The sequence below is a fragment of the Pseudomonas sediminis genome (assembly GCF_002741105.1).
GTDB classification, from domain to species: Bacteria; Pseudomonadota; Gammaproteobacteria; order Pseudomonadales; family Pseudomonadaceae; genus Aquipseudomonas; species Aquipseudomonas sediminis.
This window is the reverse complement of sequence record NZ_NIQU01000004.1, coordinates 134,340-156,370: the sequence shown is the minus strand read 5'-3', so window position 1 is coordinate 156,370 and position 22,031 is coordinate 134,340. Positions and strand designations below refer to the sequence as shown.

Annotated in this window: 19 protein-coding genes and 1 pseudogene; 12 read left to right on the top strand and 8 right to left on the bottom strand. The window is 63.5% G+C overall.

Annotated features, from left to right (window positions below; genetic code table 11):
- The first annotated feature begins 6 nt into the window (after positions 1 to 6).
- Positions 7 to 987: a GntR family transcriptional regulator gene (locus CDO35_RS11335; RefSeq protein ID WP_208019957.1), complete on the top strand. Its 981-nt coding sequence runs from the start codon at positions 7 to 9 to the stop codon at positions 985 to 987.
- Between the two features lie 121 nt (positions 988 to 1,108).
- On the opposite strand, the gene CDO35_RS11330 is transcribed toward CDO35_RS11335, so the two are convergent.
- Complete coding sequence (locus tag CDO35_RS11330; protein ID WP_099524838.1) at positions 1,109 to 2,644, bottom strand: UxaA family hydrolase; 1,536 nt, start codon at positions 2,642 to 2,644, stop codon at positions 1,109 to 1,111.
- 228 nt (positions 2,645 to 2,872) lie between these two features.
- On the opposite strand from CDO35_RS11330, the gene CDO35_RS11325 reads away from it, so the two are divergent.
- The 7 genes and pseudogenes from CDO35_RS11325 (at position 2,873) to CDO35_RS11300 (ending at position 9,063) form a co-directional block, all read left to right on the top strand.
- Positions 2,873 to 3,376 carry a TRAP transporter small permease gene (locus tag CDO35_RS11325; RefSeq protein WP_037001854.1) on the top strand — a complete coding sequence of 168 codons (504 nt, stop codon included), beginning with the start codon at positions 2,873 to 2,875 and terminating at the stop codon, positions 3,374 to 3,376.
- A gap of 67 nt (positions 3,377 to 3,443) precedes the next feature.
- Complete coding sequence (locus CDO35_RS11320) at positions 3,444 to 4,724, top strand: TRAP transporter large permease subunit (protein ID WP_099524836.1); 1,281 nt, start codon at positions 3,444 to 3,446, stop codon at positions 4,722 to 4,724.
- Between the two features lie 103 nt (positions 4,725 to 4,827).
- On the top strand, positions 4,828 to 5,850 hold the full coding sequence (locus CDO35_RS11315) for a TRAP transporter substrate-binding protein (protein ID WP_099524834.1): 1,023 nt from the start codon (positions 4,828 to 4,830) through the stop codon (positions 5,848 to 5,850).
- A 35-nt stretch (positions 5,851 to 5,885) separates the two neighbouring features.
- Positions 5,886 to 6,398 (top strand): annotated as a pseudogene (locus CDO35_RS23090) (NAD(P)-dependent oxidoreductase); the annotation flags it as partial.
- Entirely contained in the window at positions 6,372 to 6,836 is a 465-nt protein-coding gene (locus CDO35_RS23085; RefSeq protein ID WP_279432785.1) for an NAD-binding protein, read from the top strand. The pseudogene CDO35_RS23090 and the gene CDO35_RS23085, both read left to right, overlap by 27 nt.
- Positions 6,833 to 7,681 (top strand): fumarylacetoacetate hydrolase family protein, encoded by an 849-nt coding sequence (locus CDO35_RS11305; protein WP_099524830.1) that lies wholly within the window; start codon positions 6,833 to 6,835, stop codon positions 7,679 to 7,681. Before CDO35_RS23085 ends, CDO35_RS11305 begins: the two co-directional genes overlap by 4 nt.
- Before the next feature lie 176 nt (positions 7,682 to 7,857).
- The gene (locus tag CDO35_RS11300) at positions 7,858 to 9,063 is read left to right on the top strand and encodes an alpha-hydroxy acid oxidase (RefSeq protein ID WP_099524828.1); all 1,206 of its coding nucleotides are present in this window, start codon (positions 7,858 to 7,860) and stop codon (positions 9,061 to 9,063) included.
- Positions 9,064 to 9,255: 192 nt separating this feature from the next.
- Here the strand turns inward: CDO35_RS11300 and CDO35_RS11295 are convergent, their stop codons facing one another.
- From CDO35_RS11295 to CDO35_RS11275, 5 genes are all read right to left on the bottom strand, one after another.
- Complete coding sequence (locus CDO35_RS11295) at positions 9,256 to 10,302, bottom strand: Ldh family oxidoreductase (RefSeq protein WP_099524826.1); 1,047 nt, start codon at positions 10,300 to 10,302, stop codon at positions 9,256 to 9,258.
- A complete protein-coding gene (locus CDO35_RS11290; protein WP_099524824.1) occupies positions 10,299 to 11,834 on the bottom strand; it encodes a tripartite tricarboxylate transporter permease in 1,536 nt (511 codons plus the stop codon). Before CDO35_RS11290 ends, CDO35_RS11295 begins: the two co-directional genes overlap by 4 nt.
- Positions 11,835 to 11,844: 10 nt before the next feature.
- Positions 11,845 to 12,294: a tripartite tricarboxylate transporter TctB family protein gene (locus CDO35_RS11285; RefSeq protein WP_099524822.1), complete on the bottom strand. Its 450-nt coding sequence runs from the start codon at positions 12,292 to 12,294 to the stop codon at positions 11,845 to 11,847.
- 69 nt (positions 12,295 to 12,363) lie between these two features.
- Positions 12,364 to 13,350 carry a tripartite tricarboxylate transporter substrate binding protein gene (locus CDO35_RS11280; RefSeq protein WP_099524820.1) on the bottom strand — a complete coding sequence of 329 codons (987 nt, stop codon included), beginning with the start codon at positions 13,348 to 13,350 and terminating at the stop codon, positions 12,364 to 12,366.
- Between the two features lie 156 nt (positions 13,351 to 13,506).
- Entirely contained in the window at positions 13,507 to 14,445 is a 939-nt protein-coding gene (locus CDO35_RS11275) for a LysR family transcriptional regulator (protein ID WP_099524819.1), read from the bottom strand.
- A gap of 168 nt (positions 14,446 to 14,613) precedes the next feature.
- On the opposite strand from CDO35_RS11275, the gene CDO35_RS11270 reads away from it, so the two are divergent.
- Positions 14,614 to 15,795, top strand: coding sequence for a fumarylacetoacetate hydrolase family protein (locus CDO35_RS11270; RefSeq protein ID WP_099524817.1), 1,182 nt, complete (start codon positions 14,614 to 14,616; stop codon positions 15,793 to 15,795).
- A gap of 8 nt (positions 15,796 to 15,803) precedes the next feature.
- On the opposite strand, the gene CDO35_RS11265 is transcribed toward CDO35_RS11270, so the two are convergent.
- Entirely contained in the window at positions 15,804 to 16,739 is a 936-nt protein-coding gene (locus CDO35_RS11265; RefSeq protein WP_099524815.1) for a LysR family transcriptional regulator, read from the bottom strand.
- 121 nt (positions 16,740 to 16,860) lie between these two features.
- On the opposite strand from CDO35_RS11265, the gene araD1 reads away from it, so the two are divergent.
- Together araD1 and CDO35_RS11255 are read left to right on the top strand one after the other, a co-directional pair.
- Positions 16,861 to 17,862 carry an AraD1 family protein gene (araD1, locus tag CDO35_RS11260; RefSeq protein WP_099524813.1) on the top strand — a complete coding sequence of 334 codons (1,002 nt, stop codon included), beginning with the start codon at positions 16,861 to 16,863 and terminating at the stop codon, positions 17,860 to 17,862.
- A gap of 206 nt (positions 17,863 to 18,068) precedes the next feature.
- On the top strand, positions 18,069 to 19,652 hold the full coding sequence (locus tag CDO35_RS11255) for an aldehyde dehydrogenase (NADP(+)) (RefSeq protein WP_099524811.1): 1,584 nt from the start codon (positions 18,069 to 18,071) through the stop codon (positions 19,650 to 19,652).
- 69 nt (positions 19,653 to 19,721) lie between these two features.
- Here the strand turns inward: CDO35_RS11255 and CDO35_RS11250 are convergent, their stop codons facing one another.
- Positions 19,722 to 20,495: an alpha/beta fold hydrolase gene (locus tag CDO35_RS11250; protein ID WP_099524809.1), complete on the bottom strand. Its 774-nt coding sequence runs from the start codon at positions 20,493 to 20,495 to the stop codon at positions 19,722 to 19,724.
- A gap of 101 nt (positions 20,496 to 20,596) precedes the next feature.
- Here CDO35_RS11250 and CDO35_RS11245 point away from each other — a divergent pair, with 101 nt between their 5' ends.
- Positions 20,597 to 22,027: an HD domain-containing phosphohydrolase gene (locus CDO35_RS11245; RefSeq protein WP_208019956.1), complete on the top strand. Its 1,431-nt coding sequence runs from the start codon at positions 20,597 to 20,599 to the stop codon at positions 22,025 to 22,027.
- The last annotated feature ends 4 nt before the right edge of the window (positions 22,028 to 22,031 follow it).

Here is a 22,031-nt window from a genome sequence, read left to right as displayed (position 1 = left end):
ACAATAATGAAGAAGCACCTCAACGATCAGTTATTCGAACTCATCGCAACGAGCATCCGTAAAGGTCGACTCAAGTCGGGAACGTTGCTGCTTGAAGGACCCCTGGCGGATCTGTTCGGGGTGAGCCGCTCGCCTGTGCGCCAGGCGCTGCTCAGCCTGCATCAGGCAGGTCTTGTCTGTACGTTCGAAGGCCGTGGTTATCTGGTTGGTGCGCAGCCCGGCAAGGTGCTGCGGCGCAAGCTCGAGGCCGCTGATTTCAAGCTGACGGATGACCAGGCTCAGGCTCCGCGCAAGACTGAAACCTGGAAATCCGTATACGACCAGATCGAACGGGACTTGCTGCACCAGTCGCTGTTCGGTACCTATCGCATCAACGAGCTCGAACTGTCCCGCCATTACGCCATCAGCCGCACGGTCTCCAGCCAGGTGCTCACGCGCCTTTCGCTGATGGGGTTGGTCGAGCGCGACGAGCGCTCCCGTTGGCAGCTCGGGCAGTGGGACGAGGCGCGTTTGGCTGAGCTGTACGAAGTGCGTCGGCGCCTGGAGCCTTATGTGCTGATGCGGGCGGCGGAGTTCATCGATGGCGAGCAGATCGAGGGGTATATCGAGCGTCTGCACCAGGCGATGGATCTCTACCCGGACATGGACAGCCACCAGTTCGACGATCTTGAAAGCGACCTGCACATCGAAACCCTGGGCCGCTGTCCCAATCGGCAGATGCTGCAGATATTGCGCCGCACCCACTCGCTGCTGCTGTCGGGCAAGCACATCCTGCTGGACAAGAGTTACTTCCCCGATGAAGAACCCTTCTTCCGCGAGCACCTGAGCATCTTCGAGAACCTGCAGGCCGGTCGCCCTGACCTGGCGGCGCAGAGCATGGAGGAGCACCTGGTGATCGCCGAGCGCAAGGTCAAGCAGCGCCTGGCGCAGTTCCGCGCGCAGAACGTGATCCAGGCGGTGCCCTATCTAGAACGGGTCGAGGCTTAGGCTGTCTGGTGTTGGTGCGCACGGCGCACCCTACCATTGGGTGCGCTCCGCTGGCACCTTCCAATCGAGACGAAAACGGCCGGGATCGCCCGGACGTTTTCATTCCCTCAGCGCCTGACGGTCAGGTCACCGCGCCCACCTGCCAAGGGACGAACTCGTTGTCGCCGTAGTTGTACAGCTCACTCTTGGACGGCTCGCCCGAGGCGATCTCGATAAGGATGTCGAAGATCTTCTGCCCGGCTTCGGCGATGCTCAACTCACCATCGACGATGCCGCCGCAGTTGATGTCCATGTCCTCTTCCAGCTTGCGGAACATCTCGGTGTTGGTGGCCAGCTTGATGCACGGCGCCGGTTTGAAGCCGGACACCGAGCCGCGGCCGGTGGTGAAGCAGATCATGTTGGCGCCGGAGGCGACCTGGCCGGTCACGGATACCGGGTCATAGCCGGGGCTGTCCATGAACACGAAGCCGCGTTCGGTGATCGGCTCGCCCCATTCGTATACGCCGTTGAGCGAGCTGGTGCCGCCCTTGGCCGCCGCACCGAGGGATTTTTCCAGGATGGTGGTCAGGCCGCCTGCCTTGTTGCCTGGCGAGGGGTTGTTGTTCAGCTCGGCACCGTTGATGCGCGTGTATTCCTCCCACCAGGTCAGGCGGTCGAGCAGCTTCTGGCCCACTTCATGGCTGATCGCACGGGCGATCAACAGGTGCTCGGCGCCGTAGATTTCTGGCGTCTCGCTGAGGATTGCAGTGCCGCCGTGCTGCGCCAGCAGGTCGGCTGCGTAGCCCAGTGCTGGATTGGCGGTGATGCCGGAATAACCGTCGGAGCCGCCGCACTGCATGCCGACCATGATGTGCTCGACACTTTCCGAGGTGCGTTCCAGGCGGCCGATGGCGTCAAGCATCTCGGTCACCTGCTCGATGGCGCGGGCGATGCTGGCGCGGGTACCGCCGGCATTCTGGATGTTGAAGACGCGGAAGTTCGGTCCTTCGCTGATGTTGTAGCGCTTCATCAGCGAGCTGATCTGGTTGGTCTCACAACCCAGGCCGATGACCAGCGCACCCGCGATATTCGGGTTGCAGGCGTAGCCCCAGATGCTGCGCTCGAGAAACTTGAAGCCTTCCGATTCGGTGTTGATCGCACAGCCGCTGCCATGGGTCAGCGCCACCACGCCATCGATGTTGTAGCGCTTGAGCAATTCCGACCCATTGAAATGCGCCGCCACTGCGCGCGACACCGTCGCCGAACAGTTCACCGTGGACAAGATACCGATGTAGTTGCGCGTGCCGACGCGGCCGTCCGGGCGGCGATAACCCATGAAGCGACGACGTTGCTCCGGCGGTAGCACCGGTGTGCGCTCGATGGCCGCGGGGAGTTCGCCGCTGGAGTGACTTTGCGGCATCACCACGTTGTGGGTGTGTACATGTGCGCCGGCGGCGATGTCCTGGCTGGCGACACCGATGACCTGACCGTATTTGAGAACCGGTTGCCCGGCGGCAATGTGGCAACGGGCGATCTTGTGACCGGCGGGGATATCGTCCAGAGCCTCTAGATCGAGCTTTTCGACTCGGCTGCCCTGGGCCAGCGCGCGGCGTGCGACCGCGACCGAATCGAGATCGCTGAGGATGACCACGGCTGGGGTGTTGGTGATGAGTTGCATGGCTCGTTCTCATTGTTGTTGTGATCGACTGGCGACGATACTGACAAAAATGAACATTGCACGCAATAATTTGTGATGTTAGTGTCGGCTCCACAGGGCTGCTTGCCAGCTTACAAAAACAACAATGTGAGGCTTTCCCGATGGCTCATTCCCATCCTTCCGGGAGCGTTGGCTGCCAGCCGACATCCTGCCTGTACGCTGTCATCGTCAGCTTGCTGGAGCGCCGTCATGCATAAGCTCGTCGACGGTTATTTCACCCTGCTCAAGGTGCTGGCGATCATCTGCCTGGTGACCATGGTGGTGCTGGTATTCGGCAACGTCGTGCTGCGCTACGGCTTCAACGAAAGCATCCTCATTTCCGAAGAAATTTCGCGTTGGGCCTTCGTCTGGCTGACGTTCCTTGGTGCCGTGGTGCTGCTGCGCGAGCGGGGTCACATGAGTGTGGACCTGGCGCTCCGGGCGCTGCCGAGCTGGGGTGAGCGCGGCTGCCTGATCCTTTCCCAATTGCTGATGCTGGCCTGTTCCGGGCTGTTCTTCTGGGGCAGTTGGCAGCAGATGGAAATCAACTGGAACGTACCGTCGCCGGTCGCTGGCTGGTCGATGGGCCTGTTCTACGGCTCTGGTGTGTTCTTCGGCATCTCGGCCTGCCTGATTCATCTCTACGAGATCGCCCGTCTCGCACTGGGCGGCGAAATACCGCGACCTGACCTCTCGGCCGAGCTGCATCAGTAGCGCTTTCCAGTATTTCGCCCGGCCTGCCGCCGGCGCTCAATTTCATAATAAGAATCGGAGTGATGTGATGGTCATCATCGCGATATTCGTACTGTCTCTGCTGGGCGCCATGGCCATTGGTGTACCCATCTCCTATGCGCTGATCCTCTGCGCACTGGCCATGATGTATCACCTCGATCTGTTCGATGCGCAAATCGTCGCCCAGGGTCTGGTCAATGGTGCCGACAGCTTCCCGCTGATGGCTGTTCCGTTCTTCATGCTCGCGGGTGAGCTGATGAATGCCGGTGGTCTGTCCCGGCGTATCGTCAACATGGCCGTTGCTCTGGTCGGCCACATCAAAGGCGGGCTTGGCTATGTCACCATCCTGGCCGCCTGCGTGCTGGCCAGCCTGTCAGGCTCGGCTGCGGCGGATGCCGCTGCGCTGGCTGCGCTGCTGGTGCCGATGATGGTCAAGGTCGGTCACGACAAGGCGATTGCCGGTGGTCTTGTCGCTGCATCGGGCATCATCGCCCCGGTTTTGCCGCCTTCGATTGGCCTGATTCTGTTCGGCGTGGCGGCCAACGTATCGATCACCAAACTGTTTCTCGCCGGTATCGCGCCCGGTCTGATGATGGGTGTGTCGCTGTGTATCGCCTGGGCCATCATCTCGCGCCGCGAGACGCTGATCACCCGCCCGCGAGCGCCGATGCGCGAAGTCGCCAAGGCGTTCTACGAAGGTGTCTGGGCGCTTCTGCTGCCGGTGATCATCCTCGTTGGCCTGCGCGCCGGGATCTTCACGCCCACGGAAGCGGGCGTGGTGGCAGCTGTCTATGCGCTGTTCGTTTCCCTGGTGATCTACCGTGAGCTGACCTGGAAAAGCATGTACCAGGTACTGGTGTCTTCGGTGATGACCACGGCGATGGTGATGTTCCTGGTCGCCTCGGCGATGGTCGCTGCCTGGATGATCACCGTGGCCGACTTGCCAAGCTCGGTGGTCGAGGTACTGGAGCCGCTGATGGACAGCCCGCGTCTGCTGATGCTGCTGATCGTCGCCATCATCGTGCTGATCGGCATGGCCATGGACATGTCGCCGATCATCCTGATTCTGGCTCCGGTGATGATGCCGGTGGCCGTCGCGGCCGGTATCGATCCTATCTACTTCGGCGTGATTTTCGTCATGACCTGCGCCATCGGGCTGATCACTCCGCCCGTTGGGCTGGTGCTCAACGTGGTGGCCGGTGTGGCGAAGATCGACTTCGTCGCGACCATCCGCGGTGTGTTGCCCTTCCTGCTCGCCGAACTGCTGGTGATCGGCCTGCTGCTGGCCTTCCCGCAACTGCTGCTGGTACCCGCGCAGTGGCTCTACTGATCGACAACACCGCATTCGTCGTGTTCTGACGGCGAATGCGGAGCGGGCTGTTTCGCCCATTTCCCCGCCATTGCTGGCGGTAATAACAACAAGAGGAAACCTTATGAAATTCATCCCCAAAGCCCTCGCCGCACTGCTCTGCTCCTCGGCCCTGCTGTTGTCTGCCGCCAGTCAGGCTGCAGAGGAGATCAACCGCCACAACTTCAAGATCGCTTTCGTCCAGGCCAAGGACCACCCGCATGGCCTGGGCGCGCAGAAATTCGCCGAGATCATCAAGGAAAAGAGCGGCGGCAAAATGAAGGTCATGGTGTTCGCCAGCGGCACACTGGGTGGCGATGCCCAGGTGATCTCGTCCGTACAGGGCGGCACTGTCGACATGACGCTGGTAACTCCCGGCCTGCTCTCGGGCATCGAAAAGGGTTTCGCCCTGTATGGCCTGCCGTTCCTGTTCCAGAACTCCGCCGAGGTCGATGCCGTGCTTGACGGTCCGGCCGGGCAGAACCTGCTGACCACCCTGGAACCACATGGTTTGATCGGCCTTGGCTACTGGGATCATGGCTTTCGTCATATCACCAACAGCAAGCACCCGGTGCAGAAGCTGGAAGACATCAAAGGCCTGAAACTGCGTCTGCAGCAGATTCCGACCGCCATCGAATCGTTCAAGGCGCTGGGTGCCAACGTGGTGCCGCTGTCGTTCACCGAGCTGTACACCGCGATGGAAACCCGCACCGTGGATGGCCAGGAGAACCCACTGGCGGCTATCGAAACCTCGAAGTTCTACGAAGTGCAGAAGTACCTGTCGCTGACCGGCCACTTCTACGATCCGCTGGTGGCGATCTTCAGCAAGCGCACCTGGGACAAGCTCAACGAAACCGAGCGTGAACTGGTACGCAGTGCATCGCTGGAGGCACAGGCCTACGAGCGCAAGGTATCGCGCGATATGGACGTCAGCTCGCGCGAGGCGCTGGCCAAGCATGGCATGCAGATCAACGAAGTCGCGCCTGAGGAAATCGAGCGCATGCGTGAGCAGGTGCGTCCGACCGTCGAGAAGCTGGTCGCCGAGTATGGCCCGGCGCTGATGGATGAAATGAACGCCGAGATCGCCAAGGTCCGCAACGCTCAGTAACCCTTTACGCCTGTGCTCGGCACGGCTGGTGCCGGGCACAGTCGCTACATGCAAGGTGGAGTCTCATGACCGCAATCAATGTTGGGTTCATCGGCCTCGGGTTGATGGGCCATGCCATGGCCAGCAACATCCAGAACAAGGGCTTCAGCCTCGGAGTCACGGCGCACCGCAACCGTCAGCCGGTCGAGGATCTGGTCAGCAAGGGCGCCCGCGAATACGCCAACGCCGCCGAGTTGACGCGTGCTGTCGACGTGGTACTGCTGTGTCTGCCAGGCACGGCGGAAGTCGGCCGCGCTCTGGCTGGCGAGACCGGTATTCTCGCTGGCTTGCGCCCGGGGCAGATCGTCGTCGATTGCAGCACGGGTGATCCGAACCGCACCGCTGACCTGGCCGCGCAGGTGGTTGCACAAGGCGGCCATTACCTCGATACGCCGGTCAACCGGACCCCCAAGGATGCCGTGGCCGGACGCCTCAATGTGCTCGCCGGCGGCGATGCCGAGGTGCTCGACAAGGTGCGCCCGGTGCTCGAGTGCTTCTCCGAGACCATCCACCACCTTGGCCCCCTGGGCTCGGGCCACAAGGCCAAGGTTATCCACAACTTCATTTCCCAGGGCAACGCCACCATCCTCGCCGAGGCGTTCTGCACGGCGGCGAAGAATGGCATCGACCTGGCCGCATTCGCCGAGATCTGCAGCATGAGCGGCGGCTACAGCCGCACCTTCGAGCGGATCATTCCCTATGTCCTGAAGGGCGACGATTCCGGGCAGCAGTTCGCCCTGGCCAACTGCGAGAAGGACATGCGCTATTACACCGAGCTGAGCAAGATGACGCCGACCACCGGCATCGTGTCCGACGCCGTGTACCAGACCTTCATGCTGGCCAAGGCACTGGGCCATGGCGACAAGTACGTCCCGCGCCTGTTCGATGTGCTGGGTGAGATCAACGGTGTGCGCGTACGCGCCTACGCGGAAGAGGAAAAGGCATGAAACTGTTGCGTTACGGCCCGCCGGGCCAAGAGAAGCCGGCGCTGGTCGCGGCCGACGGCAGCCTGCGCGACTTGTCGCAGCACGTGCCCGATATCAACCCGCAGACGCTCGACGCCAAGGCGCTCGATGAGCTGCGCGCGCTCGATCCGGCCAGCCTGCCGCGAGTCGAGGATGGCGTGCGTATCGGCACGCCTATCGCCAATATCGGCAAGCTGCTGTGCGTCGGCCTGAACTACGCCGATCACGCCAAGGAATCCAATCTGCCGGTGCCCAGCGAACCGGTGTTGTTCATGAAGGCGACCAGTGCCATCTGTGGGCCGAACGATCAGGTGATCATCCCGCGCGGCTCGGAAAAGACCGACTGGGAAGTGGAGCTGGGCATCGTCATCGGGCGCAAGGCGCAATACGTCGAGCGTGAGCAGGCGCTGGAGCATGTTGCCGGCTACTGCATCGTCAATGACGTGTCCGAGCGTGCCTACCAACTCGAAAGGGGCGGCACCTGGGACAAGGGCAAGGGCTGCGACACCTTCGCCCCGATCGGCCCGTGGTTGGTGACGCCTGACGAAATCGCCGACCTGCGCAATCTCGATATGCACCTGAGCGTGAACGGCGAGACCCGGCAGAACGGCAACACCCGTACGATGATCTTTTCCATAGACGAGATCGTCAGCTACATCAGCCAGTTCATGACGCTCAACCCGGGCGACGTGATCTGCACCGGCACGCCGCCGGGCGTGGGCGCGGGTATGAAACCGCCACAGTTTCTCAAGGCCGGTGACCGCATGCGCCTGAGCATCAGTGGGCTGGGTGAGCAGTGCCAGGAAGTAGTTGCCTGGAGCCGTTGATTTCAGGGCGATATGCGACGCACAGCCTGTGCAAGATCTCGCGAGCTAGAGCCATACAAGGCAAAAACAGGTGAGGAGGCGGAATGTACTTTTGTACATGAGCACTCCGAACCTGTTTTTAACGCAGTAGGGCCGACGCGCAGCAGATCGTTTATCTAGCGAATAGAGAATGAATCATGCAACGACGCCTATATCCAGGGCGCGATTTTCGTCGTGCGCAGAACATCGAAGAACTGCGCGAGATGGCCCGTCGCCGCCTGCCCAATTTCTCCTTCGAGTACGTCGAAGGCGGGGCGGACGATGAGTTCACCCTCAAGCGCAACCGCTCGATCTTCGAGAGCGTGACCCTGCAGCCGCGCACCCTGCGCAATGTAGGCCAGCGCAGCCTGGAACGCAGCATCTTCGGGTGCACCTCGCAGTTGCCGTTCATGGTCGGCCCCACCGGCTTCAACGGCCTGCTGACCCGTGACGGCGACCTGCACCTGGCGCGTGCTGCGGCAGACGCCGGCATCCCCTTCGTGCTGAGCAATGCCTCGACCACGTCCATCGAGGACATCGCCGCAGTCGACGGCGTGCGCGCCTGGATGCAGATCTACCTGTATCGCACCCGTGACCACGTGGCCAAGCTGGTCGAGCGGGTGAAACGGCTGAACCTGGAAGCCATCGTGGTGACCACCGACAGCGCCATCTTTGGCAATCGCGAGTGGGACAAGCGCAACTACGCCAAACCGTTGCACTTGGACCTGCGCAACCGCCTCGATGTGCTGTGTCACCCCGAGTGGATCTGGGATGTGCTGGTGCCCGATGGCGTGCCGCGCTTTCGCAACCTCGGTGACCTGCTGCCGCCCGGCAAGGATTCGGTGAAAGGCGCCGCCAGCGCACTGGCCGCCGAACTTGACCCGACCCTGAGCTGGGATGACATCGCCTGGTTGCGTGATATCTGGCACGGCAAGCTGATCGTCAAGGGCATGATCCACCCGGATGACGCACGTCTGGCGCTGCAGTACGGCGTCGACGGCGTGGTGCTGTCCAATCATGGCGGTCGTCAGCTCGACGGTGCAGTGTCGGCGCTGGAGACACTGCCGGAGGTGGCGCGCATCAACCAGGGACGGATGGAGATTTTCCTCGATGGTGGTTTCCGTCGTGGCAGCGACATCGCCAAGGCGCTGCTGCTGGGCGCCAGCGGCGTGCTGATCGGCCGCGCCGGCCTATACGGACTGGCCGCCGGCAAGGGCCCAGGCGCCGTGCACGCGCTCGAGATTCTGCGTACCGAACTGGATCGCACCCTGGGCCTGCTCGGTTGCAGCAGCCTGGAAGAGCTGACCCCTGACCTGATCCACTCGGCGCATTGGCGCGCTCTGGCTGAGCGGATTCGCAACTAGTTTCCCAACTGCCTCGTACTCCCCACATCTGCAGGTACGAGGCAGTTTTTTATTCCAGCCCGGTAGGGCGCGCCGTGCATATCAGTTGCACCATCGGCATTAACCACTGGTGCGCGCGGCACACCCTACCTGTCGCCCGCAAGGCAAAAAAAAGGGGCGGCCATGCCGCCCCTCAGGGTTATCCGCACGCTTTCAGAACGGATACTCGAACCCCGCCTCACCGGCCGCCCCACGCAGCGCCGCCAGCACATCGTCCGGCAACTCCAGCCCTTGCTCGAAGGCTTTGGCGCGGCGCGCGATGCCGGCGTGGCCCGGCATGCGCACCGGGTTTTGTGCCACCCGCGGGCGACTTTCCAGGCATGCACCGACGAAGTGATCCATCTCTGCTTTCAGTTCATCGACGCCACCGAAGAACGCTGGGTCGAAGGTCAGCACGGTCACCGCAGCGCCCCATTGCTTGACCCCGTCCTTGCGCCCGAAACCGCCCAAACCGGCAGTCAGCGCCTCGACCATGGTGCCAAGGGCGAAGCCCTTGTGGCCGAACTCCAGGCTGCCCAGCGGCAGGATCGCGCCCGGCGGCGTGCCGAAGTAGGCCGCTGTGTCACGGGTCGGCTGGCCGTCCTGGCCGATCAGCGCGGCGTGCTCCAGCTGGCCGCCGGCCTGGTGGGTCTTGTTCACCAGGCCATTGGTGATGGTCGACATGCTGACGTCGATGAGGATCGGCTTCTCGCCAGTGGGAATGCCGATGCCCAGCGGGTTGGGCGTGTATACCGGGTCGAGGCCGCCGTGCGGCGCCACCGAGGCCACGGCCGGGTCGGAGGTCAGCACCAGCGGGATCAGATCCTGCTCGGTGTAGCGTTGCAGGTACGCAGCCAGGCAGGCGATATGGTGCGAGCGGCGAATGGTCGCCACACCGATACCGAAGGTGCGGGCGGCTTGGGCGGTGAAGTCCAGCGCCTGTTCGACGCAGTACGGGCCGAGCAGGTAGTCAGCGTCGTAGAGCCGTGCCGCCGGTGTCTGGCGGATGATCTGCAGGCTGTCGGCCTTACCTTTGGCCTGGCCGCTGCGCAAATCCTTGAGGTAGCCCTGGGCCAGTTTCACACCGTGGGTGTGATGACCGAGCAGGTCACCCTCGACCAGCACGCGGCTGACCACGCTGGCGACCTCGGGGCTGACGTCAGCCCCGAGAAAGAGTTGCTGGATGAAGTGTTCCAGTTGTTCAGGGGCGATGCGACTCATTCGATAGCTTCCTTGGGCGAGGGCAGGGCGCGTGGGTAGCGCATGCGCCAGTACTTGGCGAGTACCGGGAACAGGGCCACCAGCAGTACCAGCAGGGCCAGGCCGATGCTGATCGGACGCTCGACGAAGGCCAGCAGGTTGCCGTCGGCCTTGATCATCGAGGTCATGAAGTTGGTTTCGAGAATGTTGCCCAGCACCAGGCCGAGAATCGCCGGGGCGATGGGGAAATCAGCGTTGGCGATCAGATAGGCGACGATGCCGCAGACCAGCATGATCCACACATCGGTCAGGCTGTTGTTGATGGCGAAGGCACCGACGATGCAGAAGCACAGGATGATCGGCATCAGTACGCGTGTCGGCGTCACCGCGAAGATATGAGCACTGCGGATCGCCAGGTAACCGATCGGCAACAGGATCAGGTTGGCGACGAAGAAGGCGGTGAACAGGCCGTAGGCCATGGCGCTGTTGTCCATGAAGATGGTTGGCCCGGGGTTCATGCCCTTCATGTACAGCACGCCAATGACGATGGCGGTGATCGAGTCCCCGGGGATGCCGAACACCAGCGCCGGTACCCAGGCACCGGCAACTGCAGCGTTGTTCGCCGAGCCCGCGTCGACCAGGCCTTCGACATGGCCCTTGCCGTAGGCTTCAGGGGTTTTCGAACGCTTCTTGCTGACGGCGTAGCAGATCCATGCCGCGATATCGGCGCCGGCACCAGGCAATGCACCGATGAAGGCGCCCAGGCTGCTACCGCGGATCACGTTCTTCCAGTAGCGTTTGAGGTGCGTTGGCACCATACCGAAGACGCTGCCGTGCTGGGGCGCGATGGTTTGCGTCGCGTCCTGCCCATTGGCCTTGTCGCGAGGCATGGAATACAGCTTCATCACCTCGTACATGGCGAAGAAACCGATCATCACCGGGATGAAGTTGATGCCCCCCATCAAGTCGGGCACATCGAAGGTGAAGCGCGGCGCGCCAGTGACCATGTCCAGGCCGACCGTGGCCAGCAGCAGGCCGACCATCAGCGACAGGAAGCCCTTTACCGCCGAACCGGTGGAGATGAACACCGCGCTGCCCAGGCCGAGCACGGCCAGCCAGAAGTATTCGAAGGAACTGAAGTTCAGCGCGAACTCGGCCAGCGACGGGGCGATCATCACCAGCACCAGTGTGCCGGTCAGGCCACCGATCACCGAGCAGGTGACGTTCAGGCCCAGTGCCTCACGCGCACGCCCGGCACGGCCCAGCGCAGCCGAGTCGGCCACGTAGGCGGCGGAAGCCGGTGTACCCGGAATATTCAGGTAGGTGCCGGGAATGTCGCCGGCGAAGATGGCCATGGCAGCGGTGGTGATGATTGCCGCGATGGCAGCGGTCGGGTCCATGGCGAACGTGATCGGGACCAGCAGCGCAACGGCCATGGTGGCTGACAGGCCCGGAATGGCGCCGACGAAGACACCGAACAGAGCGGCCAGCAGGATCACCAGCAGCGTCTGGAAATTGAAGACGAGCAGAATGCCGTCGAGTAACTCGTTCATGGTTGGCTCCTCAGAAACCTAGGGGCCCGACGGGCAACGGAACTTTGAGCAGGTGACCGAAGGAGAGGCTGATGATCGCCGTGGCCACGCAGCTGATGACCAGAGATGGCATCAGGCGTACGCCACGCTGAATCAGCAGCGTCAGCATGATCAACAGCATCATCGGAGCGGCGCCGATGACTTCGCTGAGGTAGATGTAAGCCACGACCGATGCGCAAGGCAGTAGCAGAGCCATTGATGGCAGGCTGAATCCGGCGGTCTTGCCCGCCCCTTCCGTGCGCAGCTGGCGCAATGCATTGAAGCTGAGCACGGCACCGCCACCGGCCATGCCGATGGCGATCAGCGTGGGGAAAAAGTCGGCGCCGTACTGCATGCCGGGCACGACCGGAAACTCGCGGGCCATCAGCCATACGGCCAGGCCCAGAGCGATGAAGATCAGACCGAACAGAAGGTCTTTCATGGGGGAGCTCTCATACAACCGAGTAAAGGCAAACGGCACCCCGCAGGAGTGCCGTATCGACAGTCGGGCTTACTTCTTCATGCCGATCTTTTCGATGATGCCGCCCATGTAGGTGTTGTTTTCCTCGAGGAAGGCATTGAAGTCGGCGGTGTTGCGCCACTCCGCACCGAAGCCCAGTTTGTGCATGTAATCCTGATACGTGTCGGACTTGTAGGCTTTTTCCAGCGCCGCTTCGAGGGTAGCGACGATTTCCGGCGACAGGTTCTTGGGCCCGGCGATACCGCGCCATTCGCCGAGGGAGTAGTCACTGCCCAGACTTTCCTTGAGGGTCGGGATATCCGGGAAGGCCGGGTTGCGTTCGGGCGAGAGAATGGCCAGGCCCTTGGCCTTGCCGGCGTCGATCATCGAGCGGGCTTCCGGCACCGAGGTCGGCACCAGCTGGATGCTGCCGGCCGCCAGTTCGACCATGGCCGGTGCTGCACCCTGGCTCGGCACGAAGGTGATCTTCTGCGGGTCGATGCCCTGCTCCAGCAGCAGGCCGGAGAAAGCCACGTGCCAGATGCCGCCCAGGCCAGTGCCTGATGCCTTGATAGTGCCCTTGGGTTCGTTGCGAATGGTTTCCAGCAGTTCGCCGACGCTGTTGTACGGCGCATCTGCCGCGACCTGCACGCCAGGATAGTCATAGTTGGTCATGGCTATCGGGGTGTAGTCCTTGTAGGTCAGCTTGGTCAGCCCCTGCCAGTGCATCATGTTCAGCTCGCCGGTGATGAAGCCCAGCGTGTAGCCGTCCGGCTTGGCGGTGGCCATCACGCTGTGCCCGACCACACCGTTGCCGCCCGCACGGTTGACCACGTTGATGGTGACGCCCAGTTCCTTCTCCAACGCCGCCGCGATACCGCGTGCCGCCGCATCGCTGCCACCGCCGGCAGCCCAAGGCACGATCAGCTGGATAGGCTTGTCCGGATACGCCGCCATGGCCATGGGCGAGACCAGCAGGGCGGAGAGCAGGAGGGATTTGAGGGTGCGGCGCGTGGCGCCAGCCTGGTTGGAGAGCATGGATGTCACCTATTGAAATTATTGTCAGTGATCGCGCCGTGACCGCAGTCGCTCGGTCGCGATAGCCCGTGTCAGAGCGTTGGGCATGGCCTGCACACTATTGTCTGACAAAGCGGGCTGTCTAATGAGGCTTAGTAATCAACCCATAACGAGTAGTTATCTGGGGTTGTCGAGCACGCTTTGCAGCGCCTCGTAGAACTCTGCGGCGTTGGCGGACAGCGGCTCGTCCTTGCGTTGCAGCAGGCCATAGCCGAGTGACGGGGTCTGTAGTGGCGGTTGCAGCAGAACCAACTGTCCCAGCGCGACCTGCTGCAGGACGATGGCTTCCGGCAGCAGTGCCAGCGCCTGGCTGTGATGCAGCAGGTGCAGGGTCGACTGTACCGAGGCGGTTTCCACTCGGTTGACCGGGAATTGAATTCCGGCGTCGGTGAAGGACTGCTCGATCATCCGCCGCAATGGCGTATTGGGCGGGTACACCACCCAGGGCCACTGTTCCAGGTCGCGAGCGCTGGGCGTGGCCGCGCGGGCCAGCGGGTGAGCCGGGTCGGCGCAGAGCAGGAAGGGTTCGCTGGCCACTCCCTGATAGCTGAAATGCTCCTGCTGGCGTGGTTCGGTGAAGCGGCCGATGGCCAGATCCAGCTGTTTGTGCAGGAGCATCTGCAGCAGGTAATCGCTGGTGTGCTCTACCAGCTCGATGGTCAGCAGCGGGCGCTGGCGTTTGAGCTGCAGCAGGGTCTTCGGTACGACCTGGGCGGTAGCGGCGAAGATCGCGCCGACGCGCAGATGGCCATAGCCGCCCTGGCGCAGGGTATCGAGTTCTTGGGCGAAGTGCTGGCAGTCGTTGAGCGTGCGGCGGGCATAGGCGATCACGGTCAGACCGAGCTCGGTGGCCACCAGCTCGCGTGGCTGGCGGTCGAACAGGGCGAAGTCGAACATCTGCTCGATCTCGCGCAGCATCTTGCTCACTGCAGGCTGACTCAACCCCATCTGTTGAGCCGTGGCGTGCATGTTGCCGGTGTCGGCGAGGGTTTCTATCAACTGCAGATGGCGAAGGCGCAGCCAGTTATGCAGGGTGGGCAGCTTGTTCAGGCTCACGACTACGGAACTCCCTGTGAGGCGGTGCGATAACCAGTGTGTATCGGGCGTTGACGATTCGTCATTGGTCGAGTGCACGAACGCTTGGCTATGGTCGCACAGCAGCGGCCGGGCATCCATTTGGGGTGCCGTGCGGTCGCCTCCCAACAACAATTCAAGAGTCCGCCCATGGCCCGCCCCCTGATCCTCACCCCCGAAAACACGCTTCCCGAAGATGGCCTTGCCGGCACCCTGATCGCGCGCATCTGGCTGCCAGGCGACCTGGCCGGGCCGGTCCCTGTGCTGTTGCATGAAGATGGCGTGTTCGACCTCAGCCCGCTGTCGCCCACCCTGGCCGGCCTGTGCGAGCTGGAAAACCTGGCCATGCGCGTGCATGACTGCCGCGCTCGGCGCCTGTGCAGTGTCGCCGAGCTGCTGGCCAACAGTGGCAGCGAGCGCAACACCGCCTTGCCAAGCCTGCTGGCGCCTGCGGATCTGCAGGTGATCAAAGCGGCAGGCGTCACGTTTGCGGCCAGCATGCTCGAGCGCGTGATCGAAGAGCGCGCTGGCGGCGATCCGCAGCGAGCAGAAGAAATCCGCGGCCAGGTGCGCGCGGTGATTGGTGACAACCTGCGTAGCGTCGTCCCGGGCTCGGAAAATGCCATGCGCCTGAAGGCACTGCTGCAGGAGCAGGGACTGTGGTCGCAATACCTGGAAGTCGGCATCGGCCCGGATGCCGAGGTCTTCACCAAGGCACCGGTGCTGGCGGCCGTCGGCAGCGGTATGGATATCGGCATCCACCCTGGTTCTGCCTGGAACAACCCCGAGCCGGAAGTGGTGCTGGTGGTCAACAGCCGTGGCCAGGTGCTCGGTGCGACCCTCGGCAATGACGTCAACTTGCGCGATTTCGAGGGCCGCAGTGCACTGCTGCTGAGCAAGGCCAAGGACAACAATGGCTCCTGCGCCATCGGCCCGTTCATTCGCCTGTTCGACCAGCGCTTCAGCATCGACGATGTGCGCAACGCCGAAGTCGATCTGCGCGTCGAAGGCGATGAGGGCTTCGTGCTCAAGGGCCGCAGCAGCATGAATCAGATCAGTCGCGATCCGCTGGATATCGTTGGCCAGACGCTCAACGCCAACCACCAGTACCCCGATGGCTTCCTGCTGTACCTGGGGACGCTGTTCGCCCCGACCGAGGATCGCGACCAGCCTGGCAACGGCTTCACCCACAAGTTGGGCGATCACGTCAGCATCAGCAGTCGCCAGCTCGGCGCGCTGCACAACCGCGTGCAGCACAGCAGTGCACTGGCGCCCTGGACGTTCGGCCTGCTGGCCTTCATCGACAACCTGGCCCGCCGTCAGCGGACCTGATCGCGTTTCTAGGTCAGCGCCTGCTGTTCGCTACGCAGGTGCTCCAGCAGCAGGCTTGCCAGCGGCGACAGGCTGCTGCCGCGGCGATGGATGATCGAACACGGCTCGTTGCGCGCCTGCAGCTCCAGGGGCAGGCGGCGCAGCAGGCCGAAGCCTTCGCTGGAGCAGGCGATGGAGTGGGGCATCACCGCCACCAGCTGCGGGTCTTCCTGCAGCAGGCTGAGCATGGTGAAGGTCGAGGAGGTCTCCAGTGGGTAACGCGGGAACTCCAGGCCCGCCTCGCCGAACTCGCGCTCCAGCACCGTACGCATTGGTGTGCCCGTGGGATAGACCACCCAGCTGTAGGCGCTCAGGTCGGTCAGGCTCAGTGCCGGGTTGACCTGCTGCGGGTGCTGCGGTGCGGCCACCAGCGCCAGGCGTTCGGCGTGCAGGCTCAGGCATTCGTAGTCATCCGGATGTTGGCTGCCGCTGGTACGGGCGATGGCCAGGTCCAGGCGGCCTTCGTCGAGCAGCTTGAGCAGGCGTGGGCTGATGTCTTCGACGATCTGCACGGAGATGTCCGGTTGCATCTGCCGCAGGCTGGTGAGTGCGCGTAGCACCAGCGGCACCGAGCCGGCGATGGTGCCGATCGCCAGGTGGCCGCCATGACCTTGCAGGATGCTCTGCATTTCCTCATGCAGGTGCGCCAGATCCGAATGGATGAGCCGCGCATAGCGGATCACGCAGCGGCCCAGGTCATTGGCCTGCAAGCCCTGCGCCGAACGAGTGAACAGCGGCGTACCGAAGGTCGTCTCGATTTCGTGCAGCGCCTTGGTCGCGCCCGGCTGGCTGATGGAGATACGTTCGGCGGCGCGATGCAGCGTGCCCAGTTCGTCGAGGGCGATCAGCAGTCGCAACTGGCGAATACGCAGGCGGGAAACGATGTAGGTCAGAGGTGGCAGCATGGGGATGACGAAAAGTTATCACCTAATCAGAAGCTTTCATTAGGCAGCACTGCGGGCAGTTTTTAAAGTGCCGGCCAGCAACGTCGCAATCGCGACGCACAAGAACAACAGGAGTAGCACAATGCGGCTGATTCAGTTTGAGAACGAGCAGGGCCAGCGTCAGGTCGGCGTCGTCGGCGAGGCGCGCGTCAGCGTGATCAAGGGCGTGGCCACGACCCGTGAGCTAGCGCTGCAGGCGATTCGCAACGGCCATGGCCTGATCGCTGAGATCGAGCGTCTGGGCGTCGAGCCTGGCCCGGTCTATGCCGAACTGATCGAGCAGCGCCGCGTGCTGGCTCCGCTGGATCACGCCGACCCGGCGCACTGCCTGGTGTCCGGCACCGGCCTGACCCATCTGGGCAGCGCCTCCACCCGCGACAAGATGCATCAGCAGGTCGAGGCGCAGCAGGCCGAAGGCAAGCTCACCGACACCATGCAGATGTTCCAGTGGGGCATGGCCGGCGGTCGCCCGGCTGCAGGCAGCGAAGGCGCACAGCCGGAGTGGTTCTACAAAGGTGACGGCAGCATCGTGGTTCGCCCCGGTGAAGACTTCCCGGTGCCGGACTTCGCCGAAGACTTCGGTGAGGAGCCCGAGCTGACAGGCCTCTACGTGATTGGCGACGATGGCCAGCCCTATCGCATCGGCTTCGCGCTGGGCAACGAGTTCTCCGATCACGTGGTCGAGCGCAAGAACTACCTGTACCTGGCTCACTCGAAGCTGCGCTTCTGCTCCTTCGGTCCGGAAATGCTGATCGGCGAGTTGCCGCGTCATTTGTCCGGCATCAGCCGCATCCGCCGTGGCTACCAAGTGCTGTGGGAGAAGGAGTTCCTCTCCGGCGAGGACAACATGTGCCACAGCCTGGAGAACCTCGAGTACCACCACTTCAAGTACCGCCAGTTCCTGCGTCCCGGCGATGTGCATGTGCACTTCTTTGGTACCGCGACGCTGTCGTTCGCCGATGGCATCAAGGCGCAGCCGGGCGACACCTTCGAGGTCAGCCTTGATGCGCTGGGTGAGCCGTTGCGCAACGGTATTCGCGTGCATCAGCCCGCTGTGAAGGTCGGCGGGGTACGTCAGCTGTAAGGTTTTGCGGTCCGGCAGCAGGCTGTCGGACCGCGATTCTGCTCGGCAGATTGCGGATTGTGCCCTCACAAGGGGACGAATTTCGAAGTTATCACTTATCATATGTCTGACAACTGCAGTAGAGTTGTCACCCCTCGACCCAAAAGGTCGAGGCCTCATTCATTGTCCCGGGGCGGCGCTGCCGTCCCTCCTGACAGGAGTACACCATGCTGAGTCTGACTGGCCACAATTACATCGGCGGTGAGCGCCGCGCCGCCGGCACCGTCGAGCACAAGAGCCTCGACGCCAGCAGCGGTGAAGCGCTGCCGTACACCTTCATCCAGGCCACGCCGGAAGAAGTCGACGCTGCCGCCCAGGCTGCCGCTGCCGCTTACCCGACCTACCGCAACCTGTCGGCCGTGCGCCGTGCTGAGTTCCTTGAGGCCATCGCCGACGAAATCGATGCCCTCGGTGACGACTTCGTTGCCCTGGTCACCCGTGAAACCGCACTGCCCGCTGCCCGCATTCAGGGCGAACGTGGTCGTACAAGTGGCCAGATGCGCCTGTTCGCCAAGGTGCTGCGTCGTGGTGACTTCTACGGTGCGCGCATCGACCGCGCTCTGCCGGATCGCCAGCCGCTGCCGCGTCCGGATCTGCGTCAGTACCAGATCGGTGTCGGCCCGGTTGCCGTGTTCGGCGCCAGCAACTTCCCGCTGGCCTTCTCCACTGCCGGTGGCGATACCGCTTCCGCCCTGGCTGCCGGTTGCCCGGTGGTGTTCAAGGCGCACAGCGGCCACATGGCCACTGCCGAGTGCGTGGCCGATGCGATCATCCGCGCCGCCGAGAAGACCGGCATGCCCAAGGGCGTGTTCAACATGATCTTCGGTGGCGGCGTCGGCGAGATCCTGGTCAAGCACCCGGCCATCCAGGCCGTCGGCTTCACCGGCTCGCTGAAAGGCGGTCGCGCCCTCTGCGACATGGCCGCTGCCCGTCCGCAGCCGATCCCGGTGTTCGCCGAGATGTCCAGCGTCAACCCGGTGATCGTCCTGCCGGGCGCCCTGAAAGCGCGTGGCGCCACCGTGGCCAAGGAGCTGGCTGGCTCCGTGGTACTGGGCTGCGGCCAGTTCTGCACCAACCCGGGCCTGGTCATCGGCATTCGTAGCGCCGAGTTCAGCGAGTTCGTCGCCGGCCTGGCCGACGCCATCGGCGCGCAGCCGGCGCAGACCATGCTCAACGCCGGCACCCTGCGCAGCTACGCCAACGGTGTGGCGCAGTTGAGCGGCCATGCCAAGGTCAGCCGTCTGGCAGGCAACGAGCAGGCCGGCAACCAGGCACAACCGCAGTTGTTCAAGGCCGACGTGAGCATGTTGCTCGAAGGCGACCACCTGCTGCAGGAAGAAGTCTTCGGCCCGACCACCATCGTCGTCGAAGTCGCCGATAGCGCTGAGCTGACCCGTGCCCTGCAGAGCATGCACGGCCAGCTGACCGCGACCCTGATCGCCGAGCGTGAAGACCTGAGCGCCTTCCGCGATCTGCTGCCGCTGCTGGAAGTCAAAGCAGGCCGTGTGCTGCTCAATGGCTACCCGACTGGCGTGGAAGTCTGCGACTCCATGGTGCATGGCGGCCCGTACCCGGCGACTTCCGACGCCCGTGGTACGTCGGTCGGCACCCTGGCGATCCACCGCTTCCTGCGTCCGGTCTGCTACCAGAACTACCCGGACGAGGTCCTGCCGGAGGCGCTGCAGAACGCCAACCCGCTGGGCATCCAGCGTCTGGTCGACGGCGTGCACAGCCGTGATGCGCTGAGCTGATCGTAGCGCTGCAACGAAAAATGCCGCACCCGTGAGGGTGCGGCATTTTTCATTCTGAAGGCCGAATCTTTATTTAGCAGCGGCCTGGGTTTTCTCCACCGCCTGGATGATCACCTTGGCCACATCGGCCGGCCGCGACTGCTGCGGTACGTGGCTGGCGGCGACCTCGGTGGTCTGCGCGCCGATCTTCTTGGCGAAGTCGCGCTGCATTTCCGGCACGATCATACGGTCATCGCTGGCGATGAGGTACCAGGACGGCTTCTGCTTCCAGGCCGCGGCGCTGGTGCGCTCATCGAAAGCCGCTGCGCGGATCGGGCCTTGCGTGGCGGTCATCACCGCCGTCTGTGCGGCTGGCAGGTCCTGGGCGAAGTCGGCCGCCATGCCTTGTGACGTCAGGTAGAGGAAGCCGTTCTTGTCCGCCGCGATCTGGCTCGAACCCGGCGCAGTGCGGTAGCCGCTGTAGAGCTCGCCGCTGGACTGGCCGGCGTTGGGGGCGAAAGCCGCGACATAGACCAGGCTGCGCACTTTCTCGTCGACACCAGCCTCGGTGATCACCGTGCCGCCCCAGGAGTGGCCGACCAGTACCACGTCGCCTTCCTGGTTGTTCAACACGCGCTGGGTGGCGGCCACGTCGTCGACCAGCGAGGTCAGCGGGTTCTGCACCACGGTGACCTTGATGCCTTTTTCCTGCAGCAGCGGCACGACCTTGGCCCAGTCGGAACCGTCGGCGAAGGCGCCATGGACGATCACCACCGAGGGCTTGGCCTCGGCAGCCTGGGCATTGAGGGCGAAGAAGGGGCTGGCGATGGCGAGTGCGAGGATCAACGGCTTGGTATTGATCATGATGGAATCTCCTGTGCTTGGGGGAGTTCAGTGTCGATAATGCGCCGGTGTCCCGGTATCGGTCGTTTATCCGAGGCCGGCAAAAAACAGGAGAGCTGCCCATGCAGGTGAATGACGCCGTCGCGCTGGAAGACGCCATGCTGGCCCTTGCCATGGTCGGTGACCTGAGCATGGGCCAGCCCATCGATCAGTCGCGGCGCACTGCGCGCCTGGCGCAGTGGTTGGTGCAGGCTGCTGGCGGCGATCAGGCGCAGATCGATGCGGCCCGGCAGGTGGCGCTGCTGCGTTGGTCCGGCTGTACGGCCAACGCCGAGGGCTTCATGCGTCTGTTCGGCGACGATGTCGGCGGGCGCCGCGACATGCTCGCGCACACCCTGGATGCTGCCGGTCAGCGCGCCATGCTGCGCACCACTCCCTTGGCCGTGGTGCACTGCGAAGTGGCCGGTGAGGTGGCCCGCACCCTCGATTTGCCGGCGCAGGTCGAGCTGGGGTTGCGGCATATCTTCGAATGCTTCGACGGCAGTGGCCGGCCGCTGGGCCTGCGTCATCCCGATATTCCGCAGGTGGTCTATCACGTGGTGCTGGCCGGCGATCTGGAAATCCTCTCACGCGTCCACGGGCTGGAGGCGGCGCTGGAGTGGATCGGTGCGCAGGGCGATCGCCGCTATCCTGCGGGCCTCGCCGAGCTGATTGTCCGCCATGCAGCGGATTGGCTGGAGGCACTGCGTACGCCCGAGAGCATGCTGCCTGGCGTCGGGCCGCAGGTCTCGCTGACCCTGGTGGGCGACGTGATCGATCTCAAGCTGTCCTGGATGGCCGGCTATTCACGTCAGGCGTCGAATCTGGTGCGCGATGCCGGCCGGCTCTGGGGTCTGCCCGACGCGCGCATCGAACTGCTGGCCAAGGCCGCGCTGATCCATGGCCTGGGTCGCGCGGCCGTGCCCAATCGCATCTGGAGCACGCCCGGCCCGCTGCTCGAAGGTGACCTCGAATCGGTACGCCTGGTGCCGTATTGGACGCACCGCGCTTGCAGTCAGATCGGTGGCCTGAGCGAAGCCGGACAGCTGGCCGCGCATGCCTACGAACGGCTGGATGGCAGCGGCTATTTCCGTTCGCTGAGCGGTGATGCCCTGAGCGCCGAACACCGACTGCTGAGCGCCGCACTGGCCTGGCTCGCATTACGCGGTGAGCGCCCCTGGCGCCCGGCCTTCAGCGACGATCAGGCCGCTCGCGTATTACTGGATGAAGCCGAGCAGGGCCGCTTCGACCCACGCGCCTGCCAGGCGGTGATCAGTGCTGCGCACGGCGAGCAGGCGCCGCTCACCAGCAAGCCCGGCAACGGCCTGCTCAGCGAACGTGAGACGCAGATCCTGCAGCGCATCAGCAGCGGGGCGAGCAACAAGGAAGTGGCACGCGATCTAGGCATCAGCCCGAGCACGGTGCGCACTCATGTCGAGAGTGTGTTCCGCAAGCTGCACTGCTCGACGCGTGCGGCGGCGACCTTGAAGGCGCTGACCTTGGGGGTGATTTGAGCGA

Excerpts from the sequence above, each read along its gene's own strand:
- CDO35_RS11245 (WP_208019956.1), top strand. The coding sequence starts at position 20,597 with ATGCAGGTGAATGACGCCGTCGCGCTGGAAGACGCCATGCTGGCCCTT.
- CDO35_RS11285 (WP_099524822.1), bottom strand. The coding sequence starts at position 12,294 with ATGAAAGACCTTCTGTTCGGTCTGATCTTCATCGCTCTGGGCCTGGCC.
- CDO35_RS11250 (WP_099524809.1), bottom strand. The coding sequence starts at position 20,495 with ATGATCAATACCAAGCCGTTGATCCTCGCACTCGCCATCGCCAGCCCC.
- araD1 (WP_099524813.1), top strand. The coding sequence starts at position 16,861 with ATGCGGCTGATTCAGTTTGAGAACGAGCAGGGCCAGCGTCAGGTCGGC.
- CDO35_RS11295 (WP_099524826.1), bottom strand. The coding sequence starts at position 10,302 with ATGAGTCGCATCGCCCCTGAACAACTGGAACACTTCATCCAGCAACTC.
- CDO35_RS11270 (WP_099524817.1), top strand. The coding sequence starts at position 14,614 with ATGGCCCGCCCCCTGATCCTCACCCCCGAAAACACGCTTCCCGAAGAT.
- CDO35_RS11335 (WP_208019957.1), top strand. The coding sequence starts at position 7 with ATGAAGAAGCACCTCAACGATCAGTTATTCGAACTCATCGCAACGAGC.
- CDO35_RS11305 (WP_099524830.1), top strand. The coding sequence starts at position 6,833 with ATGAAACTGTTGCGTTACGGCCCGCCGGGCCAAGAGAAGCCGGCGCTG.
- CDO35_RS11290 (WP_099524824.1), bottom strand. The coding sequence starts at position 11,834 with ATGAACGAGTTACTCGACGGCATTCTGCTCGTCTTCAATTTCCAGACG.
- CDO35_RS11320 (WP_099524836.1), top strand. The coding sequence starts at position 3,444 with ATGGTCATCATCGCGATATTCGTACTGTCTCTGCTGGGCGCCATGGCC.
- CDO35_RS11255 (WP_099524811.1), top strand. The coding sequence starts at position 18,069 with ATGCTGAGTCTGACTGGCCACAATTACATCGGCGGTGAGCGCCGCGCC.
- CDO35_RS11300 (WP_099524828.1), top strand. The coding sequence starts at position 7,858 with ATGCAACGACGCCTATATCCAGGGCGCGATTTTCGTCGTGCGCAGAAC.
- CDO35_RS11265 (WP_099524815.1), bottom strand. The coding sequence starts at position 16,739 with ATGCTGCCACCTCTGACCTACATCGTTTCCCGCCTGCGTATTCGCCAG.
- CDO35_RS11325 (WP_037001854.1), top strand. The coding sequence starts at position 2,873 with ATGCATAAGCTCGTCGACGGTTATTTCACCCTGCTCAAGGTGCTGGCG.
- CDO35_RS11330 (WP_099524838.1), bottom strand. The coding sequence starts at position 2,644 with ATGCAACTCATCACCAACACCCCAGCCGTGGTCATCCTCAGCGATCTC.
- CDO35_RS11315 (WP_099524834.1), top strand. The coding sequence starts at position 4,828 with ATGAAATTCATCCCCAAAGCCCTCGCCGCACTGCTCTGCTCCTCGGCC.
- CDO35_RS11280 (WP_099524820.1), bottom strand. The coding sequence starts at position 13,350 with ATGCTCTCCAACCAGGCTGGCGCCACGCGCCGCACCCTCAAATCCCTC.